General features: G+C 67.7%; 21 protein-coding genes. 13 read left to right on the plus strand and 8 right to left on the minus strand.

The window, feature by feature from the left end; all coding sequences use genetic code 11:
* Window positions 1–10: 10 nt before the first annotated feature.
* On the plus strand, window positions 11–1,561 hold the full coding sequence (locus RBB34_RS12805; protein WP_306119616.1) for an HWE histidine kinase domain-containing protein: 1,551 nt from the start codon (window positions 11–13) through the stop codon (window positions 1,559–1,561).
* Window positions 1,562–1,656: 95 nt separating this feature from the next.
* On the opposite strand, the gene RBB34_RS12810 is transcribed toward RBB34_RS12805, so the two are convergent.
* The 6 genes from RBB34_RS12810 to pdxH all read right to left on the minus strand — a co-directional run bounded on the left by RBB34_RS12810 (window position 1,657) and on the right by pdxH (window position 5,689).
* Window positions 1,657–1,875: a hypothetical protein gene (locus RBB34_RS12810; RefSeq protein ID WP_306119617.1), complete on the minus strand. Its 219-nt coding sequence runs from the start codon at window positions 1,873–1,875 to the stop codon at window positions 1,657–1,659.
* A gap of 94 nt (window positions 1,876–1,969) precedes the next feature.
* A complete protein-coding gene (locus RBB34_RS12815) occupies window positions 1,970–3,025 on the minus strand; it encodes a diguanylate cyclase (RefSeq protein ID WP_306119618.1) in 1,056 nt (351 codons plus the stop codon).
* A 68-nt stretch (window positions 3,026–3,093) separates the two neighbouring features.
* Complete coding sequence (locus RBB34_RS12820; protein ID WP_306119619.1) at window positions 3,094–3,651, minus strand: hypothetical protein; 558 nt, start codon at window positions 3,649–3,651, stop codon at window positions 3,094–3,096.
* Window positions 3,652–3,916: 265 nt separating this feature from the next.
* Entirely contained in the window at window positions 3,917–4,297 is a 381-nt protein-coding gene (locus tag RBB34_RS12825) for a helix-turn-helix transcriptional regulator (RefSeq protein ID WP_306119620.1), read from the minus strand.
* A 197-nt stretch (window positions 4,298–4,494) separates the two neighbouring features.
* A complete protein-coding gene (locus RBB34_RS12830; protein WP_306119621.1) occupies window positions 4,495–4,968 on the minus strand; it encodes a GyrI-like domain-containing protein in 474 nt (157 codons plus the stop codon).
* A gap of 100 nt (window positions 4,969–5,068) precedes the next feature.
* Window positions 5,069–5,689 carry a pyridoxamine 5'-phosphate oxidase gene (gene pdxH, locus RBB34_RS12835; RefSeq protein WP_306119622.1) on the minus strand — a complete coding sequence of 207 codons (621 nt, stop codon included), beginning with the start codon at window positions 5,687–5,689 and terminating at the stop codon, window positions 5,069–5,071.
* A gap of 51 nt (window positions 5,690–5,740) precedes the next feature.
* On the opposite strand from pdxH, the gene RBB34_RS12840 reads away from it, so the two are divergent.
* From RBB34_RS12840 to RBB34_RS12890, 11 genes are all read left to right on the plus strand, one after another.
* Window positions 5,741–6,253, plus strand: a complete 513-nt coding sequence (locus tag RBB34_RS12840) for an RT0821/Lpp0805 family surface protein (RefSeq protein WP_306119623.1) — start codon at window positions 5,741–5,743, stop codon at window positions 6,251–6,253.
* Window positions 6,254–6,349: 96 nt separating this feature from the next.
* Window positions 6,350–7,321, plus strand: coding sequence for a DnaJ C-terminal domain-containing protein (locus tag RBB34_RS12845; RefSeq protein WP_306119624.1), 972 nt, complete (start codon window positions 6,350–6,352; stop codon window positions 7,319–7,321).
* 103 nt (window positions 7,322–7,424) lie between these two features.
* Complete coding sequence (gene fabI, locus RBB34_RS12850; protein WP_306119625.1) at window positions 7,425–8,237, plus strand: enoyl-ACP reductase FabI; 813 nt, start codon at window positions 7,425–7,427, stop codon at window positions 8,235–8,237.
* Window positions 8,238–8,271: 34 nt separating this feature from the next.
* On the plus strand, window positions 8,272–8,868 hold the full coding sequence (locus RBB34_RS12855; protein WP_306119626.1) for a histidine phosphatase family protein: 597 nt from the start codon (window positions 8,272–8,274) through the stop codon (window positions 8,866–8,868).
* A 70-nt stretch (window positions 8,869–8,938) separates the two neighbouring features.
* Window positions 8,939–10,036, plus strand: coding sequence for a chorismate synthase (gene aroC / locus RBB34_RS12860; RefSeq protein WP_306119627.1), 1,098 nt, complete (start codon window positions 8,939–8,941; stop codon window positions 10,034–10,036).
* Window positions 10,036–11,130, plus strand: coding sequence for a 3,4-dihydroxy-2-butanone-4-phosphate synthase (gene ribB, locus RBB34_RS12865; protein WP_306119628.1), 1,095 nt, complete (start codon window positions 10,036–10,038; stop codon window positions 11,128–11,130). Before aroC ends, ribB begins: the two co-directional genes overlap by 1 nt.
* A gap of 88 nt (window positions 11,131–11,218) precedes the next feature.
* Window positions 11,219–12,148: a histone deacetylase family protein gene (locus RBB34_RS12870; protein ID WP_306119668.1), complete on the plus strand. Its 930-nt coding sequence runs from the start codon at window positions 11,219–11,221 to the stop codon at window positions 12,146–12,148.
* Window positions 12,149–12,153: 5 nt separating this feature from the next.
* Entirely contained in the window at window positions 12,154–12,405 is a 252-nt protein-coding gene (locus RBB34_RS12875; RefSeq protein WP_306119629.1) for an exodeoxyribonuclease VII small subunit, read from the plus strand.
* A 118-nt stretch (window positions 12,406–12,523) separates the two neighbouring features.
* Window positions 12,524–13,438, plus strand: coding sequence for a pirin family protein (locus RBB34_RS12880; RefSeq protein WP_306119630.1), 915 nt, complete (start codon window positions 12,524–12,526; stop codon window positions 13,436–13,438).
* A 143-nt stretch (window positions 13,439–13,581) separates the two neighbouring features.
* Window positions 13,582–13,938 carry a hypothetical protein gene (locus tag RBB34_RS12885; protein ID WP_306119631.1) on the plus strand — a complete coding sequence of 119 codons (357 nt, stop codon included), beginning with the start codon at window positions 13,582–13,584 and terminating at the stop codon, window positions 13,936–13,938.
* A gap of 39 nt (window positions 13,939–13,977) precedes the next feature.
* Complete coding sequence (locus RBB34_RS12890) at window positions 13,978–14,727, plus strand: TlyA family RNA methyltransferase (protein WP_306119632.1); 750 nt, start codon at window positions 13,978–13,980, stop codon at window positions 14,725–14,727.
* On the opposite strand, the gene RBB34_RS12895 is transcribed toward RBB34_RS12890, so the two are convergent.
* Window positions 14,724–15,482 (minus strand): crotonase/enoyl-CoA hydratase family protein, encoded by a 759-nt coding sequence (locus tag RBB34_RS12895; RefSeq protein WP_306119633.1) that lies wholly within the window; start codon window positions 15,480–15,482, stop codon window positions 14,724–14,726. The genes RBB34_RS12890 and RBB34_RS12895 overlap by 4 nt on opposite strands.
* Window positions 15,479–17,272, minus strand: a complete 1,794-nt coding sequence (locus RBB34_RS12900) for an acyl-CoA dehydrogenase (protein WP_306119634.1) — start codon at window positions 17,270–17,272, stop codon at window positions 15,479–15,481. The genes RBB34_RS12895 and RBB34_RS12900 overlap by 4 nt, the downstream gene beginning before the upstream one ends.
* Before the next feature lie 152 nt (window positions 17,273–17,424).
* On the opposite strand from RBB34_RS12900, the gene RBB34_RS12905 reads away from it, so the two are divergent.
* Window positions 17,425–18,297, plus strand: coding sequence for a S49 family peptidase (locus tag RBB34_RS12905; RefSeq protein ID WP_306119635.1), 873 nt, complete (start codon window positions 17,425–17,427; stop codon window positions 18,295–18,297).
* Window positions 18,298–18,325 lie beyond the last annotated feature (28 nt).

Here is an 18,325-nt window from a genome sequence, read left to right on the forward strand (position 1 = left end):
CACTCGTTCCATGACACTCGAACGACAGCGCACCCGCCAAGAGCGGTTCAGCTTCGATCCGATCGTCGCCAAACGGGCGGGGATCGTGCTTTGGTCGTGGTCGCCGGCACGTCAGCGATTTTCCTGGATCGGCGACGCCGACGGGCTGCATGCCCTGCCAGAGGGCTCGCTCGACGGCTACGAAGCGACGTTTCGCGACGCGGTCGGCGCCGAACAGGGCGATCGCGTCATGCGCGCGATCGAACGATGCGCGCGCACCGGCGAAGCCTTCACGCTGACATATCACACGCCCAGCCTTGGCGCGCATTCGCCGCGCTGGCTGGAGTTGACCGCCGCGGGCCATGGCGGCGAGGTGTCCGGCACCTGCCGCGACGTGACCGCGCGTGTCACCGCCGAGGAGGCGCTCGCCCGGCGCGTAAGGCGCAACGAGAAGATCGAGGCGCTGAGCCGGTTCGCGCTGACCCATTCGGATCTGCAGGCGGTGCTCGACCGGGCCGTGGAGACGGCGGCCGAGCTGTTCGAGGTGCCGCTTGCCAAGATCCTGCAATTCGAACGCTCGGCGGATCAGCTCACGCTCAAGGCGGGCATCGGCTGGAATGAGGGGCTGGTCGGCCAGGCGAGCGTCGGCACGGACAAGGACTCCCAGGCCGGCTTCACGCTGATGAGCGACGAACCCGTCATCGTCACCGATCTTCGCCAGGAGACCCGATTCAGCGGACCGCCCTTGCTGCACGATCACGATGTGCGCAGCGGCATGAGCGTCGTCATCGCCGGTGCGGCCGGACGGCCCTTCGGCGTGTTCGGCGTACATGCGACCACGGTGCGCTCGTTCGACCAGTTCGATGTCGACACGCTCGTCAGCATTGCCAATGTGGTCTCCAGCAGCGCGCGCCATGCCGAGACCGAGACGCAGTTGCGGCTGCTGGTCGGGGAAATGGCGCATCGCTCGGGGAATCTGCTGCAACTGGTCAACACCATCGCCAACCAGAGCTTCGCCGGAACCGACGACCCCGCCAAAGCGCAAAAGGCGTTCCGTGAACGGCTTTCGGCGCTCTCGCGCACCAATGAATCGATTGCGCGCAATGGCTGGGCGTCGACGCGGCTGACCGGCGTTGTCGAGGAAACGCTGCGGCCCTTTCCGGGCCGCTACGAAATGGAGGGCCGCAACATCGTGCTGCTGCCCGAACTGTGCTTCGACCTGGGCCTGGTGCTGCACGAGCTTGCCACCAATTCGGCGAAATACGGCACGCTGGGCCAGCCCGAGGGCAAGGTTCGCATCAATTGGCGCGTGGTCCGAACCGGCGAGGACGGCCGCGTGCTGAAGCTGCAGTGGATCGACGCCCGGACGAGCTTTGGCGGCACCGGTGCGGCGCCCGGCAAGGGCGGTGGAACCGGCTTCGGCTCCAAGCTCAAGCGCGCGCTGATCGCCGACAAATGGGGCGGCAAATTCGACATCGAGATCGACGACGGCTATCGGTTCGACTGCGCCATTCCCATCGAGATGGCCGAAGGCGGTGAAAAAGCGGGCAGTCCCGCCGCGCCACCCCTCGCCCCCACTTAGGCTCGTTGAGCATCACCGCGCCGGGTGCACCGCAACAGGCTCGCCTCCGGCCGGCACCGGCCGTTCCCCGCGCAAGTCAACGACCGTGTCCTCGGTCAGGCGGTCGGCGATGGTCGATCGACGCCGCGTCTGGAGAATTCCTCCTCAAGGCGCGCTTCCAGGGCCACCAGATCGGCGGGCAGCGGAAGCCCCTCGGCCTTCATCTGTTCGAGTTCGGCATGGATCTGGAAGAGCAGTTCATGGTCGTCGTGCGGCTGGTTTTCCATCTCGGCGAACAGCATGTTGAGGCGGGTGATCAGTCCATCGAATGCCATGGCGCTTCCTCTTGTGGTCGCGCCGATCATCGATGCGTGGGCCGGCGGCGTCGTTGACCGATGTCAATCGCCTCGCAGGCGGCAGGCGCGGCGGTCACATGACGCGGTTGCGGCCACCGTCCTTGGCGCCGTAGAGCTGCTCGTCGGCACGCCGGAACAGCGATGCCGCGGTGTCGTCCGCCCGGAAATCGGCGATACCGATCGAGATCGTGATCTCGCCGATCGGCTTGCGCGTGCGCGAGGTCACCAGCCGCGCCTCGCTGAGGTGACTTCGCGCCTCGTCGAGCACCGCGCTCGCCTGGGCGCGCGCCATGTCCGGCAGGATGATGGCGAATTCCTCGCCGCCATAGCGGCTCACACTGCCATGCGATCCGAGCCTGTCGCGCAGGTGATTGCCGACGAATTTGAGCACCTCGTCGCCGATCTGATGGCCGAAGCGGTCATTGACCGACTTGAAATGATCGATATCGGCGAGCGCGAAGGTCAATGGCGTGCCGGCCTCCTGCGCATTGCGCAATTCGGCTTCGAAGGCGCGCTGGAAGTACCGCCGATTGGGCAGGCCCGTCATGGGATCGTGCAGTTCGGCCTCGCGCGACTTCTCGAGCTTTTCCTGAAGCGCGACGATCTCGTTCTGCGTCTCGCGAAGGCTGTCGCTGAGCTGGCGCGTCTGCGCGCGGATGCGCTGGTTCTCGCGGATGACCAGCGCGATCATCATCTCGAGTTCGGCCGGCGTCGAGGCCGAATTGAGCGACTGCGTGCTGGTATCGATCGCACCCTGATAGCGCTCGGCCGAGTCGAGATAGGAGCGGATGAAGCTCAGCACGCCATCCATCTCAGATTGCAGGTGCTCATTGGCCTGACGGGCCAGCCGGTCGGCGTCGTTGTCGACCAGCACCTCCTGGCCGATCTCGGCCAGATCGTATGTGCTCGGCTCGGCGCCCCTGGCGATCAGCGTTTCGATGCGCCTGTTCAGATCCGGACAGCGGCCGGAGGCATAGGCGTACCAGACATTGTAGACCTCGGGCTCGGGCGGGGTGTCGTACTGACGCGCCAGTTCGAGCGCCTCGTCCGAAAGCCGGAAGGGGTCGTCCGGGCCGGCATCGCGCCGGACGGGAAGCAGCGGCTGCTGCGCTGTGGCCTGCTGGGTCATCGGGCGTGCTCACGTGAAAAGGGCGCCAATGGCAAGGGCGCGGATGAACGGGACGGCGTCGGCATGGTTCAGGCCACCCTTACGCTCTCGTCGCCGGTGTCGGAGATGGCCTGGTCGACCGATCCGATCGCCCAGCGCCTGATCTGGTCCTCGAGTTCGCAATTGACCGCCCGCAGTTTCTCGACCTCGTCGGCGATCTTGGCGCGTTCGGCCTGCCGGTATTCGTCAAGGCTGGCCTGCAGCGCCTTGTTCTCCTCGCGAAGCGTCTGATTGTCGTCCCCGATCCGGGTGTCGACACGCGTCTGCAAGGCCTCGATGCGCTCGTTCAGCCTGGCCTCAAGTTCGCCCATCCTGGCAGTGACGGCCTGCGCCTCGGCCGAACGGACGGTCATCGCCGGCATGATCGCGCCCAGTCCGCCGAAGACGAAAAGGCCCAGCGGGATCAGCGCATAGCCGCGCAACATCTCGGCCATGCCATAGGCGCCAATGTCGAGCAGCCCGACCAGCAGCACGACAAGCGATGCAAAGGCGACGATTGCACAGACGAACTGGATGAGAACGAGCAGCGTACCGGGCTCGGACTTGGGCACGGACCCGCCATCCTTCTTCTTGCCGCCCCTGGCCATATGAGCCCGCCCTTCAATCCCCGTTTCGTCCGCTCAAGGCGCGCCGCTGCGGTCGCGCCCTTCACCAAGGGTCCGTCGGACCGGCCGCCGCCAGACCCGGCTGCCGGCAATGGCATCGGGCGGCGGGCAGCGGTCCCGTACGGACCTTCCCCACAGCGCAAGTGATAGACCGGCGGTCTTAAGGAAGCGTAAAACACCATGCAATTTCAAAAGCATGGCGTCGCAAATGGTCGCAAATGCTGGGCTTTTTCGCCCGGCTGAAACCTCAGTCCAGCCGTGCCAGGAGAGCGTCGATATCGGCAACCAGCCGGTCCGCCTTGCGCCGGATCTCGATGAGCTGGAGGCGGGTTTGCGGCACATCGATCGGACCGGCGTCGAAACCGGATGGCGGCTCGCCGCGACCGTTGATCAGCCAGGTGGGCGAGACGTTCAACAGCCCGGCCAGCATGGAAAGCTTGTTCGAGCGCGGCTCGGAGCGGTCGCTTTCCCAGTTCTGCAGGGTCGCCGACTTGACGCCGAGCCGGCGGGCGAGCTGGGCCGTCGACAGGCCGCGGGCCTCGCGCGCCGCAACGATGCGACCGCCCAGGGTGTCGTCGGCGCCCGGGACGGCGCCATTGATAGGCATGGGTTCTGCAAATACGGACATGATGAAATGGCCTTGGCTTGTTGCGCGGGACGCCGGCAGCCAGCATGCGCAATGGGCGCACGAAGGCGCGCCCGGATGCGACATCAACTGACGATATGAACCCGCAATGGTCACAAATCGGACGCGGCGCGCAGCAACGCGCCACGACGAACGGTCGGCGCCGGTCCGGCCCCTCGCCGCGATCCGACCCGGACAGCCTACCAGACCGGCCCGGGGACCGAAAAGACCTCGGTGCGCAATTGCTCGGGCGGGGTTTCGCCCGGATCGTTCGCATAGACCTCCCAGGTCGGGGTGCCCAGGCCGCGGCCGGTCTTCCTGGCCTCCTGTTCGGCCTGGCCGTAGGCCTCGGCGAGCTTGTCGTAGGGGCCGACATGGACGAAGTGCAGGACCTCGCCGGCGGGCGTGACGTCGGCCTTGATCTCGCCCTGCGCCTTGCCGGCATCGTCGGCGCTGACCGGTATGCCGGCGCGAAACGCCATCTGTTCGGGATCATAGGTGTAGTAGACCGACATCGGCATTCCGGTCGGCGTCAGGCCATGCTGACCGATGAAGGCCATCACCTTGCCGAACGCCTCTCCCATCGCCGCGCCAACGGCATCGGGGTTCGCCGGTGCGCTGCCTTCGACATAAAGATAGGGCGTCTCGTCGACATTGACCGTCTTGACTTCCATGTTCGCCTCCCATGCGTGGCCCGACACGGCCCTATCCTATTGCGGGCGGGCGCCGACGGGCTTGATGCGCGTCAAGGCGCGCGCCGCCCGAAGCACTCGCTCATGGGTAGTATCGCGTCACGGCCCATGGAGCCTGCTCGCCCGCGCGCGTGAAGACGAAACGGTCGTGCAGGCGGAACTTGCCGTCCTGCCAGAACTCGACATAGGTCGGCGACAGGCGGAAGCCGGACCAGTGCGGCGGACGCGGGATCGGGCCGATGGCATAGCGGGCCGTGTAGCGCGCGACTTCCTTTTCGAGCGCGAACTTGCTTTCGAGCGGCCGCGACTGGCGCGAGGCCCAGGCGCCGATGCGGCTGCCGCGCGGCCGGGACGCGTAATAGGCGTCGGCTTCCTCGTCCGAAACCACCGTGACCGGGCCGCGCAGGCGCACCTGGCGGCGCAGCGACTTCCAGTGAAAGCACATCGCCGCCTTCTTGCTGGAAAGCAGTTCCACCCCTTTGCGGCTCTCGAAATTGGTGTAGAAGACAAAGCCGCGCGAATCGTAGCCCTTCAGCAGCACCATGCGCACATTGGGCAGGCCGTCCGCGTCCACGGTGGCCAGCGACAGCGCCGTCGGGTCGTTCGGCTCGGAGCGTTCGGCATCGGCCAGCCAGGCCGCGAAGAGCGCCAGCGGGTCGTCGTCCAGCCCGGTGTCACGATCTGTTAACCCAAGCTGCGTCATAGTGGCCTCAATCTGGGGTTGTTTTGTTCGGCTTGAAGTGCCGGAAGTGAGATGCAAGGCAAATTTGTTCCGCGTGCCGGCAGTGTCAAGCCGATCTTCGCCGCAGCCCGGCGCCCGGCCATGGCCGCGTTGTGCTGCGCGCTGCTCGCCGGCTGCTCGATGACCGGCAGGGGCGTCGACGACGTGCTGACGACCGGCTCGATCTCCATGGCCGAGGCGACGCCGTCGATCGCCGTCGACCCGTTCGAGCCACGCGCGGGCGCCGATGCCGGGGCCACGGACCGGCTTATCGACGAGGACACGATCCGGCTGGCGGTCACGGCGGCCGACCCCGATCGCCTTGTCGATGGCGCCCTGCCCTGGGCCAGCGCGGCCACCGGATCGAACGGCGAGATCACCGATATCGCCGAAATGGAGATCGCCGGCCAGACCTGCCGGAGGTTCTCGGCCACGCGCAACGCCTATGACGGGGCAAGCCTCTACCGGGGCGAGGTGTGCCTGGACCGCCGCTCGGGCTGGTGGACCCGCTCGCTGCGCCGGGCGGGCGCGGAGCGGGCGGGCTGAGCGGACCGGCGCGCACGCCCGCTTGCGGCGGGGTACTGGAATAGCGCCGCCTTTCTTCCCATATTCCCAATGAGTTCTGACGCATTGGAGGGATGCATGCGTGACCCGTATGCGGTGCTTGGCGTCCCAAGGACGGCAAGCGCGGCGGAGATCAAGTCCGCCTACCGCAAGCTGGCAAAGAAATATCACCCGGATGCCAATCCGGACGACGCGACGGCCAAGGAGCGCTTCGCCGAAGCCTCGCGCGCCTATGAAATCCTGGGCGACGGGGACAAGCGCAAGCGCTTCGACAAGGGCGAGATCGACGCCGAGGGCAACGAGATCTTCCGCGGCTATCCGGGCGGCGACGGCTTCACCGGCGCCGACGGCTTCGCCGACATGTTCGGCAATCGAAGCGGCGGGCGCGGCGGCGCCGGGCTCGATGCCGAGGACGTGCTGCGCAGCGTGTTCGGCGGCGGCTTCGGCGGGGCCGGCGGTCGCGGCGGGCGGACGTTCTCTCACGTCGATATCGACGAACTGTTCGGCGAACGCGGCGCCGGCATGCATGGTGCCAAGCGCGCCACTCCGCCCAAGGGCCGCGACATCGAGGTTCCGCTGACCGTCAGCGTCAGCGACGCGATCAAGGCCGGCAAGGCCAAGCTGACGCTCAAGGACGGACGCACCGTCGCGGTGACGCTGCCCAAGGGTGTCGAGGACGGCCAGGTGATCCGGCTCAAGGGCCAGGGCGAAGCGGGGCCGGCGGGCCATCGCGGCGACGTGCTCGCCAGGGTGCGGATCAAGCCCGATCCCGACATGCGCATCGAAGGCCGCTCGCTGCTCGTCGATGTCGATGTCGATCTGAAGACGGCCGTCACCGGCGGCAAGGTGGCCGTGCCCACGCCGGACGGTCGGATCGCGCTGAAGATCGCGCCCTGGACGTCTTCGGGACAGAGGCTGCGCGTTCCCGGACGCGGACTGCCGGGCAAGGACGGCAAGCGCGGCGATCTCTACGCCATCGTGCGCATCACGCTCGAGGGCGTCGACCGAAGCGCGCTCGAGGCGCTGATGACCGAGCACGACGCCGCCTGACCGGCGCCGGCAGCAGCGGTGACGGCGCGGGCATTTGCGCCTTGAAGGCCCGATGCCGCTGTGCAATATCCCGGCTCGTCTCGACCTATCCGGAGCAACGGGCATGAGCAGCGGTTCGGGCCTGATGAAGGGCAAGAGAGGCCTCGTCATCGGGCTAGCCAACAATCGTTCGGTCGCCTGGGGGATTGCCAGATCCTGCGCCGCCCATGGCGCCGAGCTGGCGTTCACCTATCAGGGCGATCCGCTGCGAAAGCGCGTCGAACCGCTGGCCGAGGAGGTCAACGGGATCGTCGTGGGCCATCTCGATGTCACCGAGCCCGCAAGCCTTGATGCGGTGTTCGCCCAGCTGCATGAGGTCTGGGGCCGGCTCGACTTCGTCGTCCATGCGGTCGCATTCTCGGACAAGGACGAACTGACGGGCCGCTACATCGACACCTCGCGCGACAATTTCGGCCGCACAATGGACGTTTCGGTCTATTCGCTGACCGAGATCGCGCGTCGCGCCGAGCCGCTGATGACCGATGGCGGTTCGCTGCTGACGCTGACCTATTACGGCGCCGAAAAGGTGATGCCGCACTACAATGTCATGGGCGTCGCCAAGGCGGCGCTGGAAGCCAGCGTGCGCTATCTGGCGGTCGATCTGGGACCGAAGAACATCCGGGTGAACGCATTGTCGGCCGGCCCTATCAAGACGCTCGCCGCTTCGGGGATCGGCGATTTCCGCTACATATTGAAGTGGAACGAATACAACTCGCCGCTGCGCAGGACCGTGACGATCGAGGAGGTTGGCGATTCGGCGCTCTATCTGCTCTCGGACCTGTCGCGCTCGGTCACCGGCGAGGTGCTGCACGCCGACAGCGGCTATCACGTGGTCGGCATGAAGGCCGTCGACGCACCCGACATCACCAAGGAGTAGCGCGTTTGCCGGTCGGCGGGCGACCCCGGTGCACATGGCCTTTCAACCTGCCCACCCCTTCTACATGATCCGTCATGGCCAGACCGACTGGAACCGCGAGCAGAGGTTCCAGGGCCACAAGGACATCCCGATCAACGAAACCGGGCGCCGGCAGGCCGCCGCCTATGGCCGGATGCTGGCCGCCGAGCGACGGGACTGGGCGGGCTGGCGATTCGTCGCGAGCCCGCTTTCGCGCGCATCGGAGACCATGGCGATCCTGCGCCGGGGCCTTGCGCTCGATCCGGAGGATTTCGACCGCGACGATGCGCTGATGGAGGTCACGTACGGACAATGGGAAGGGCATACGCTGGCCGAGCTCGAACCGCTGCAGCCCGAACTGGTCGCCGCGCGCGAAACCGACAAGTGGACGTTCCTTGCGCCGGGCGGAGAGAGCTACGCCATGGCCGCCGTCCGCGCACGCCGGGTTCTGGAACGGCTCGACGGGCCGGCGGTCATCGTCACCCATGGCGGGATCATTCGCGGCACGCGGCACCTGCTCGAGGGCATCGATGGCAACACGGCGGTGCGCGAACCGGTGCCGCAGGACAATATCTACATCTTCGACGGGCGCGCATCGGGTTGGCTGCGCTGATCGCGGCCCGCCGGACGGGTTTGCAAGCCCCCATCACTGGTCTACAAGCCGCCCAGTTCGGACGTCATCCATGTCGCACAACACATTCGGCCATCTTTTCCGCGTGACCACCTGGGGCGAAAGCCACGGCCCGGCGCTGGGCTGCGTGGTCGATGGCTGCCCGCCGGGCATCGCCTTCACCGTCGCCGAGATCCAGGCGTTTCTGGACAAGCGCAGGCCGGGCCAGTCGAAATTCACCACCCAGCGGCGCGAGGCCGACGCGGTGCGCGTGCTTTCGGGCGTCATCCCCGACGAGGCCGATCCCGACACGCTGATCACCACCGGCACGCCGGTCTCGATGATGATCGAGAACACCGACCAGCGCTCGAAGGACTATTCGGAGATCAAGGCGCGCTACCGTCCCGGCCATGCCGATTTCACCTATGACATGAAATACGGCCTGCGCGACTATCGCGGCGGCGGGCGCTCCTCGGCGCGCGAGACGGCCGCGCGCGTCGCCGCCGGCGCGCTCGCGCGCAAGGTCGTGCCGGGCCTCGATGTACGCGGCGCGCTGGTCGCCATGGGCACCGAGGACATCGACCGGGCCAACTGGGACTGGGAGGAAGTGGGCCGCAACCCGTTCTTTTCGCCCGACGCCAAGGCCGTCGACCGTTTCGCCGCCTATCTCGACGCGATCCGCAAGGACGGCTCGTCGGTCGGCGCGATCATCGAGGTGGTCGCCACGGGCGTGCCGGCCGGGCTCGGCGCGCCGATCTACGCCAAGCTCGATCAGGACATCGCCTCGCACCTGATGTCGATCAATGCGGTCAAGGGCGTTGAGATCGGCAACGGGTTCGAAGCGGCGCGGCTGCGCGGCGAGGACAATGCCGACGAGATGCGCATGGGCGAGGACGGCCGGCCGGTGTTCGCCTCCAACAAGGCCGGCGGCGTCCTCGGCGGCATCGCCACGGGCGAGCCGGTGGTGGCGCGCTTCGCGGTCAAGCCGACCTCGTCGATCATGACGCCGACAAGGTCGGTGACAAAGGATGGCGCGGAGGTCGAGGTGCAAACGAAGGGCCGGCACGATCCGTGCGTGGGCATCCGCGCCGTGCCGATCGGCGAGGCGATGGTCGCCTGCGCGATCGTCGATCACTATCTGCGCCATCGCGGACAGACTGGACGGGTATGATGGCCTACGATCAGGCGAAAGTCGTCGAGGCGCTGCGCGCCTTCGAGGCCGGCGAGATCGTCGTCGTCATGGACGATGACGGGCGCGAGAACGAGGGCGATCTGATCGTCGCGGCGGTGCACACCACGCCCGAAAAGATGGCCTTCATCGTCCGGCACACCTCGGGCATCGTGTGCGCGCCGATGCCGCCCGAAGAGGCCAAGCGGCTCAACCTGGCGCCCATGGTGGCCGAGAACGACGCCCCGCACGCGACCGCCTTCACGGTCTCGGTCGACTACAGGCACGGCACGACGACCGGCATTTCGGCCGACGATCGCACGCTGACCGTGCGCAACCTTGCCAATCCCAATGCCGGGGCGGCCGATTTCGTCCGGCCGGGCCACATCTTCCCGCTGGTGGCGCGTCAGGGCGGCGTGCTGATGCGCTCGGGCCATACCGAGGCGGCCGTCGACCTTTGCCGGCTGGCCGACCTGCCGCCGGTCGGCGTGATCTGCGAACTGGTCAATGACGACGGCACGGTGATGCGCGGTCCGCAGGTGACCGAATTCGCGCAAGCGCACGGGCTCAAGGTCGTATCGGTCGCCGACCTGATCGCCTATCGTCAGCGCAAGGAGACCCTCATCGAGCGGCTGGAGGAGCAGCGGGTCGAGACCGCGGCGGGTCCGGCAACGGCCCATGCCTACACCCTTCCATGGGACCCGATGCAGCATCTGGCGATCGTCGTCGGCGATGTGCGCGACGGCGAGGACGTGCCCGTGCGCCTGCATCTGGAAAGCGTCGTCGACGATGTCTTCGGGCCGCGACGCGATCCGGTCGAGATCCTCCAGCGCATGGTCGCCGAACACGGACGCGGCGTCGTGGTCTATCTGCGCGAGGGTTCGGTGGGCGTGGCGCGCGGCGCGGCCCGGCCGCTGACCGAAGAGCACGCCGAGGCGCGCGAGCGCGAGAACGAATGGCGCGAGATCGGCCTTGGTGCGCAGATCCTGCGCGACCTCGGCATTGCGTCGATCCGGCTCTACTCGACGCGCGAACGGCGCTATATCGGCGTTGAGGGGTTCGGCATCCGCATCGCGGCGACCGAAAAGCTGGGATGAGGCCCGCGCCGGGCGATCGCTGGTGGATAAGCATGCCCCAGGCGCGGCCGTGGTGGCGCACCAGGCCCGAACCGATTACATATCGGCCATGACGACGCGCTATTTCGAACACGACATCTTTCAGCAGCACATCACGCCGCCGGGCCATCCCGAGCGGGTCGACCGGCTGCGCGCGCTCGAAGAGGCGCTGTCCGCCGACCCCTTCGCCGCGCTCGACCGCGCCCAGGCCCCGCGCGCGCCCGACGAGGCCGTGCTGCTCGCCCATCCCGAACGGTTTCTGGACAAGGTCCGCGACGCGATCCCCGAAACGGGCATGGTGCGCATCGACAACGACACGGTGGCGAGCCCCAAGAGCCTGGAAGCGGCCATGCACGCCATCGGCGCAGCCATGGCGGCGGTGGACGGCGTGTTCGCGGGCACGTTCGACAACGCCTTCGTTGCGGCGCGTCCGCCGGGCCATCACGCCGAAAAGGAAACGGCGATGGGGTTCTGCCTTTTCAACACGGCCGCCATCGCCGCACGGCACGCGCAGAAGGCCCATGGCGCCGAGCGCGTCGCGATCATCGACTGGGACGTCCATCACGGCAACGGCACGCAGGACATCTTCTGGGACGATGCGACGGTCCTTTACTGCTCCACCCACCAGATGCCGCTCTATCCGGGCACCGGCGCGCGGGACGAGACCGGCGAACATGGCACGATCGTCAATGCGCCGCTGTCGCCGGGCGCGGCGGGGGAAGCCTTTCGCGAGGCGTTCCGCTCGCGCGTGCTCGATTCCATCGACGAATTCGGCCCCGACCTGATCATCGTCTCGGCCGGCTTCGACGCCCATATCCGCGACCCGCTCGCCAACATCAATCTGGTCGAGGAGGACTTCGACTGGGCGACCGGGCGGCTGATCGAGGCCGCCGGCCGGCATGCCGACAACCGGCTCGTCAGCCTGCTCGAGGGCGGCTATGACCTGCAAGGGCTGGCCGCCTCGGCGGCGATGCATATCAACCGGCTGATGCGGGGATGACGATCATGGCCGACACCGACCCCAATGCCGACGTCAGCGGGCTGCCCTTCGAAAAGGCGCTCGACGAACTCGAAAAGATCGTCGATCGGCTCGAACGCGGCGATGTCGCGCTGGAAGAGAGCATCGCCATCTACGAACGCGGCGAGGCGCTGCGCGCGCGCTGCGACACGCTGCTCAAGGCCGCCGAACTGAAGATCGAGAAGATCAAGACAGGCCGGGCGGGCGAAGCGACGGGCACCGAGCCGCTGGGCGACTGAGGGCGCCGCAGCCGCCGCATGCGCGGGCAGGCTGTGAACGCTGTGTGTCCGATATCGGGCTGCCAGCGCGGTTCGCCGCCGCCTATGTTCGCGCAAACGAGGCGGCACAGGTGATGTCATGAGCTTTTTTCCCGGACCGGACCCGCAGGCGGGCGATGCCTTTGCGTGCGATGCGATCGAGGCGCTGATCGTGCCCAACGCCAAGGATATCGGCGGCTTCGAGGTGCGGCGCGCCCTGCCCTCGCGCCAGCGCAAGCTGGTCGGCCCGTTCATCTTCTTCGACCGGATGGGTCCGGCCGTCTTCCGCCCGGGCCAGGCGATCGATGTGCGCCCGCATCCGCATATCGGACTGTCGACGGTGACCTATCTGTTCGACGGCACGATCCGCCACCGGGACTCGCTGGGCACCGAAATGGTCATCGCGCCCGGCGACATCAATCTGATGACGGCCGGACGCGGCATCGTGCATTCGGAGCGCTCGCCCGAGGAACTGCGGTCGTCGAGGCGGCGCATGTCGGGCCTTCAGACCTGGCTCGCCCTGCCCGACGGCATGGAGGAGATGGCGCCGGCATTCGAGAACACGCCGGCCGACACGATGGGCCTGATCGATGGCGGCAAGGCGCGCGCCCGCGTGCTGATCGGCGCGTTCCACGGCGTGCGTTCGCAGGTCACGCAATATGCCGAGACGCTCTATGTCGACGTCACGCTGGATGCGGGCGGCGAAATCGACATCCCCGCCGATACCGAGGAACGGGCGATCTATGTCATCGACGGGACGATAGAGCTTGCCGGCGACAGCTTCGCCGCCGACCAGCTTCTGGTGCTCAAGCCCGGCGACCGGATCGTCGTGCGCTCGCCCGGCGGCGGCGCGTTCATGGTCTTCGGCGGCGCGTCCATCGGCTCGCCGCGGCACATCTGGTGGAACTTCGTCTCCTCGTCGAAGGAACGCATCGAACAGGCCAAGCAGGAATGGCGTTCGGGACGCTTCGACATCGTGCCGGGCGACGAAGAGGAGTTTATTCCGCTGCCATGAACAATTACAGTTAACGCGACGTATTGAGTCCCTTTACTCAAATTTCACTGCGTTCGTTACGTTCACTTTCACCGCGTTTGTTTGCGCTGACATAATTTCGCCCTGCTACCTTCCGCCCAAAAGATCAAGGGGCGACAGGGCACATGAAGAACTTCGTATCGACGAGGCTGCGGCTGGTCATCTCGGCCGTATCGATCATCGTGATGATCGCGAAAAGCGGTGCGGCGGCGCAGCCGAAATACGACCGCGCTCTCGCACTGGCGGTGGCCGACCGCGTCGGTGCACAGATGGGCGCGATGCGCGGCGGCTTCGCGCTCGACCAGGAGCCGGTGTTCGTGCCCGATCCGGTGACGACCCGGTCGGTGCCGGCGCATGGTCGCCTGCCCGAACTGCTGCCGCGCGTGGCGCCCTTCAGCGGCCCGGCGAAGCTGCTGATGCGCGAGCGCCCGTACGAGCCCTCGAAGCGGCCGGTCCGCGTCGTCTTCGTCGGTTCGGTCTGACGAGCTTGCGCGGACGCACCGGCTCGGCCATGTCGGGTCATGGCCGCCAGCACACGCAAACGCCTCGATCATCTGCTCGTCGAGCGCGGGCTGTTCGCGACCCGCTCGCGGGCGCGCGATGCGATCGTGCGCCGCACGGTGCGCGTCGAGGGCAGCGTGATCGACAGGCCCGCCTTTGCCTGCCCGCCCGATGCGGCGATCGCGGTCGACGATCCGGCCCGCGGCTATGTTTCGCGCGCCGCGCTCAAGCTCAAGGCGGCGCTCGCGGCGTTCGACGTGCCGGTGGCCGGCGCAGCGTGCCTTGATCTGGGCGCGTCGACCGGCGGCTTCACGCAGGTGCTGCTGGAACACGGTGCGGCACGGGTGACAGCCGTCGATGTCGGGCATGGCCAGTTGCATGAAAGCCTGCGCGCCGATCCGCGCGTCCGGCTGATCGAGGGCGTCAATGCGCGCGATCTGAGCCCGGCGCATCTGGGCGGCGCGGCGCCGCAGGTGGTCGTGTGCGATACGAGCTTCATCTCGCTGACGCTCGTGCTGCCGCCGGCGCTGGCGCTCGCCGCGCCGGGCGCGCATCTGGTGGCGCTGGTCAAGCCGCAATTCGAGGTCGGCCGCGCGCTGATCGGCAAGGGCGGGCTGGTGGCGCCGGACGACGCGCAGGCGGCCGCGCGCGACATCGGGGCCTGGCTCGACGCGCAGTCGGGCTGGCGCGCGCGCGGACTAGTCCCCTCGCCCATCGCCGGCGGCGACGGCAATCGCGAATGCCTGCTCTGGGGCGAAAAGGTCGGCTAGCGCTTGCGCCCCATGAAGGCCTTGAAGGCCGCGCGCGCCTCGTGCGATTGCAGCCGCTCGGCGAAATGGTCCGCCTCGAGCGCGATGCGATCGAGCACGGCCTGCCGGTCGCCCTTGAGGAGCCTCTTGGTCAGCGCCAGGGCCTGTGCGGGCTTGGCGGCGAGCGCCTCGGCCGCCTCCAGCACGCGCGCCTCCAGCGCCTCGGCCGCGACGATCCGGTAGACGAGGCCCGCCTCGCGCGCCTGTTCGGCGCTCAGCGTCTCGCCCATGGCGAGCATGGCGAAGGCGCGCTGATGGCCCATCAGCGCCGGCGCGAGCAGGCTCGAGGCGGCCTCGGGCACCAGACCGAGGTCGACGAACGGCGTCCGGAAGACGGCGGCGGGCGTGGCAAAGGTCAAGTCGCAATGCAGGTTGAGCGTTGTGCCGATGCCGATGGCGAGCCCGTCGACGCCCGAGACAAGCGGCTTTTCAAGTCGCGCCACGCGGTCAAGCAAGCAGAACACCTCCGCGCCCATCTGACCGCCTTCGGCAAAGGCGAGGAAGTCGGCGATGTCATTGCCCGCCGAGAAGGCGCCGGGCCGGCCGAGCACGACGTGGACCCGCACGGTGTCGTCGGCCTCGGCTTCGGCCAGCGCCCGCTCCATGGCGATGTACATGGCGCGGGTGATCGCGTTCTTCTTGTCGGGCCGGTTCAGCCGGACGATCCGAATCGCGCCATGGCGTTCGACGAGGACGGTTTGGCTGGTCTCGGTCACGGTCCCACCAGGTGTTCGGCAGCGGCGTGAAGGCTCGCCGCGCCGTGTTCGACGCGATCGCGCAGGGCGGTGGCCTGCGCCAGAAGGTTTTCGGCATAAAAGCGCGCCAGCGCGATGCGCTCACCGGAATCGGGCGCCTCGGCCAGCGCACCCGCGGCCAGACACGCACCGCCGGCGACGAGCCCGAACAGGTGCTGATAGGGCGTTGCGGCGGCGAGCATGGCCGGCCTGTCGCCGTCGTCGAGCCGGGCCAGCAGCCAGGCGGTGGCGGCGCGCAGATCGGCGAGCGCGGTATCGAGACAGCGCGCGGTTTCGCCCAAGCCCGGTGCATTCGCCGCCCTGACGCGATCGACGATCGTCGCCAGTTCGTCCAAATAGGCATTCACGCAAGCGCCATCCGACAGTGGCAGCTTGCGCTGGACCAGATCGATGGCCTGAATGCCGTTGGTGCCCTCATAGATCTGCGCGATGCGCGCGTCGCGCATGTAGATCGCCGCGCCGGCCTCCTCGATATAGCCCATGCCGCCATGGACCTGCACGCCGAGCGAAGCGACCTGCGACCCGATATCGGTGGAAAACGCCTTGGCGAGGGGCGTGAGCAGGCCGGCGCGCTCGTGCCAGAAGGGGCGCGCGTGCGGCGGCGCACCGCGCGCCATGTCGATGGCGTGGGCGCAGGCCTGGCAGATGCCGCGCGCCGCGCCGGTCAGCGCCTTCATGGTCAGAAGGTTGCGCTGGACGTCCGGGTGCAGGACGATCGGGCTCATGGCGTCGTCATTCCAGCCCGGCGCCCGGCCCTGGCGGCGCTCATTGGCGTAGGCACGCGCCTTCTGAAAGGCGGCCTCGGCCACGGCGACCCCCTGAATGCCGACGGCGAGGCGGGCATTGTTCATCATGGTGAACATGCAGTTGAGCCCGCGATTTTCCTCGCCCACCAGCCAGCCGATCGCCCCCGGCGTTTCGCCGAAGCGGCCCTCGCCATAGATCATGGTGCAGGTGGGCGAAGCGTGAATGCCCAGCTTGCGCTCGATGCCGGAGCAGACGACATCGTTGCGCGCGCCCGTCGAACCGTCCGGTTCGACCAGGAATTTGGGCACCAAAAACAGCGAGATGCCACGCGTGCCGGCCGGCGCGTCGGGCAGGCGGGCGAGCACGAGATGGACGATGTTGTCGGTCAGGTCGTGATCGCCATAGGTGATGTAGATCTTCTGGCCGAAGATCCGGTAAGTGCCGTCGCCGGCCGGTTCGGCACGGGTTTTCAGCGCGCCAAGGTCGGAGCCGGCCTGCGGCTCGGTCAGGTTCATGGTGCCGGTCCATTCACCGGTGACGAGCTTTTCCAGATAGACCGATTTGAGCGCGTCGCTGCCATGGGCATCGAGCGCCTCGACCGCGCCCATCGTCAGCGTCGGGCACAGGCCAAAGGCGATCGAAGCCGAACACCACATTTCCATGGCCGCCATGGCGAGCGTCGTCGGCAGGCCCTGTCCGCCATGGGCCCTGGGGCCGGCCAGCGCGTTCCAGCCGCCGGCGATCCAGTCGGCATAAAGCTGCTTCCAACCGGGCGGCATGGTGACACCGCCCTCGTCACGTCGCGCGCCGTGGCGGTCACCCGGCAGGTGCAGCGGGGCGATGCGCTCGGTGGCGAACCGGCCGGCCTCGACCAGGATCGCGTCGATCAGATCGTCGCCGAGTTCGCCGGCGTGATCGCCGAGCCGGCCCGCGGCGAGGGCCTCGCCACGTCCGCAGACGTGCCTGAGCGCGTGGGTGATGTCCGCGACGGGCGCACGGTACATGGCGTCCTCCTTGGCGCAGCGCTACCGGCTATTGACGTAAACGTCAAACACAACGTCGGCCGGATCGCCCGACGGTGTGGCGCGTTGCGCCATTGCACAGCCCGCCGCCCGGCTTACATTGTCGTTCAGCAATCCACCGAAGGTTCACGATCTTGACCCAACTCCTGTCGCCGCTTCTGCCGAAACAGTTCCGCAAGTCGACGCCGATCATCCCGGTGGTGCGGCTGCGCGGCATGATCGCCGCCAGCGGTTCGCCGGTCCAGCCTGCATTGTCGCTGGCAGTGGTCGCGCCGGCGCTGGCGCGGGCCTTTTCGATCAAGCGCGCGCCGGCGGTGGCGATCAGCGTGAATTCGCCGGGCGGCTCGCCGGTGCAGTCGCGCCTGATCTACAAGCGCATCCGCGACCTCGCCGACGAAAAGAACAAGCCGGTGTTCACCTTCACCGAAGATGTGGCCGCCTCGGGCGGTTACATGCTCGCGGCGGCGGGCGACGAGATCATCGCCGATCCGTCCTCGATCATCGGCTCGATCGGGGTGATTTCGGCCGGCTTCGGCTTTGTCGACGCGATCAAGAAGCTCGGTGTCGAGAGGCGCGTTTACACGGCCGGCCAGAACAAGTCGACGCTCGACCCCTTCCAGCCGGAGAAAGAAGAGGACATCGAGCGGCTCAAGGCGATCCAGCTCGATGTGCACCAGGTCTTCATCGACCTGGTCAAGGCGCGTCGCGGCGACAAGCTCGCCGACGACCCGGACCTTTTCACGGGCCGTTTCTGGGCCGGCGAGAAGGCGAGGGAACTGGGTCTGGTCGACGATATCGGCGACATGCGCAGCTTCATGCGCGCGCGCTTTGGCGAGAACACGATGCTCAAGCTGGTCACCATGCCGCGCGGATTGTTCGGTCGGCGTCCGCCCGTCGGGGTCGGCTGGAACGGCGGGCTTGATCCGGCCGCGCTGTCGGCGCAATTTTCGTCGGGATTGTTGTCGGCGCTCGAGGAACGCGCCCTGTGGAACCGTTACGGGCTTTGACACGCGGCGAGCCGCGGGCGGCCGAACG

The organism is Roseitalea sp. MMSF_3546 (assembly GCF_030732865.1).
Lineage (GTDB): Bacteria > Pseudomonadota > Alphaproteobacteria > Rhizobiales > Rhizobiaceae > Roseitalea.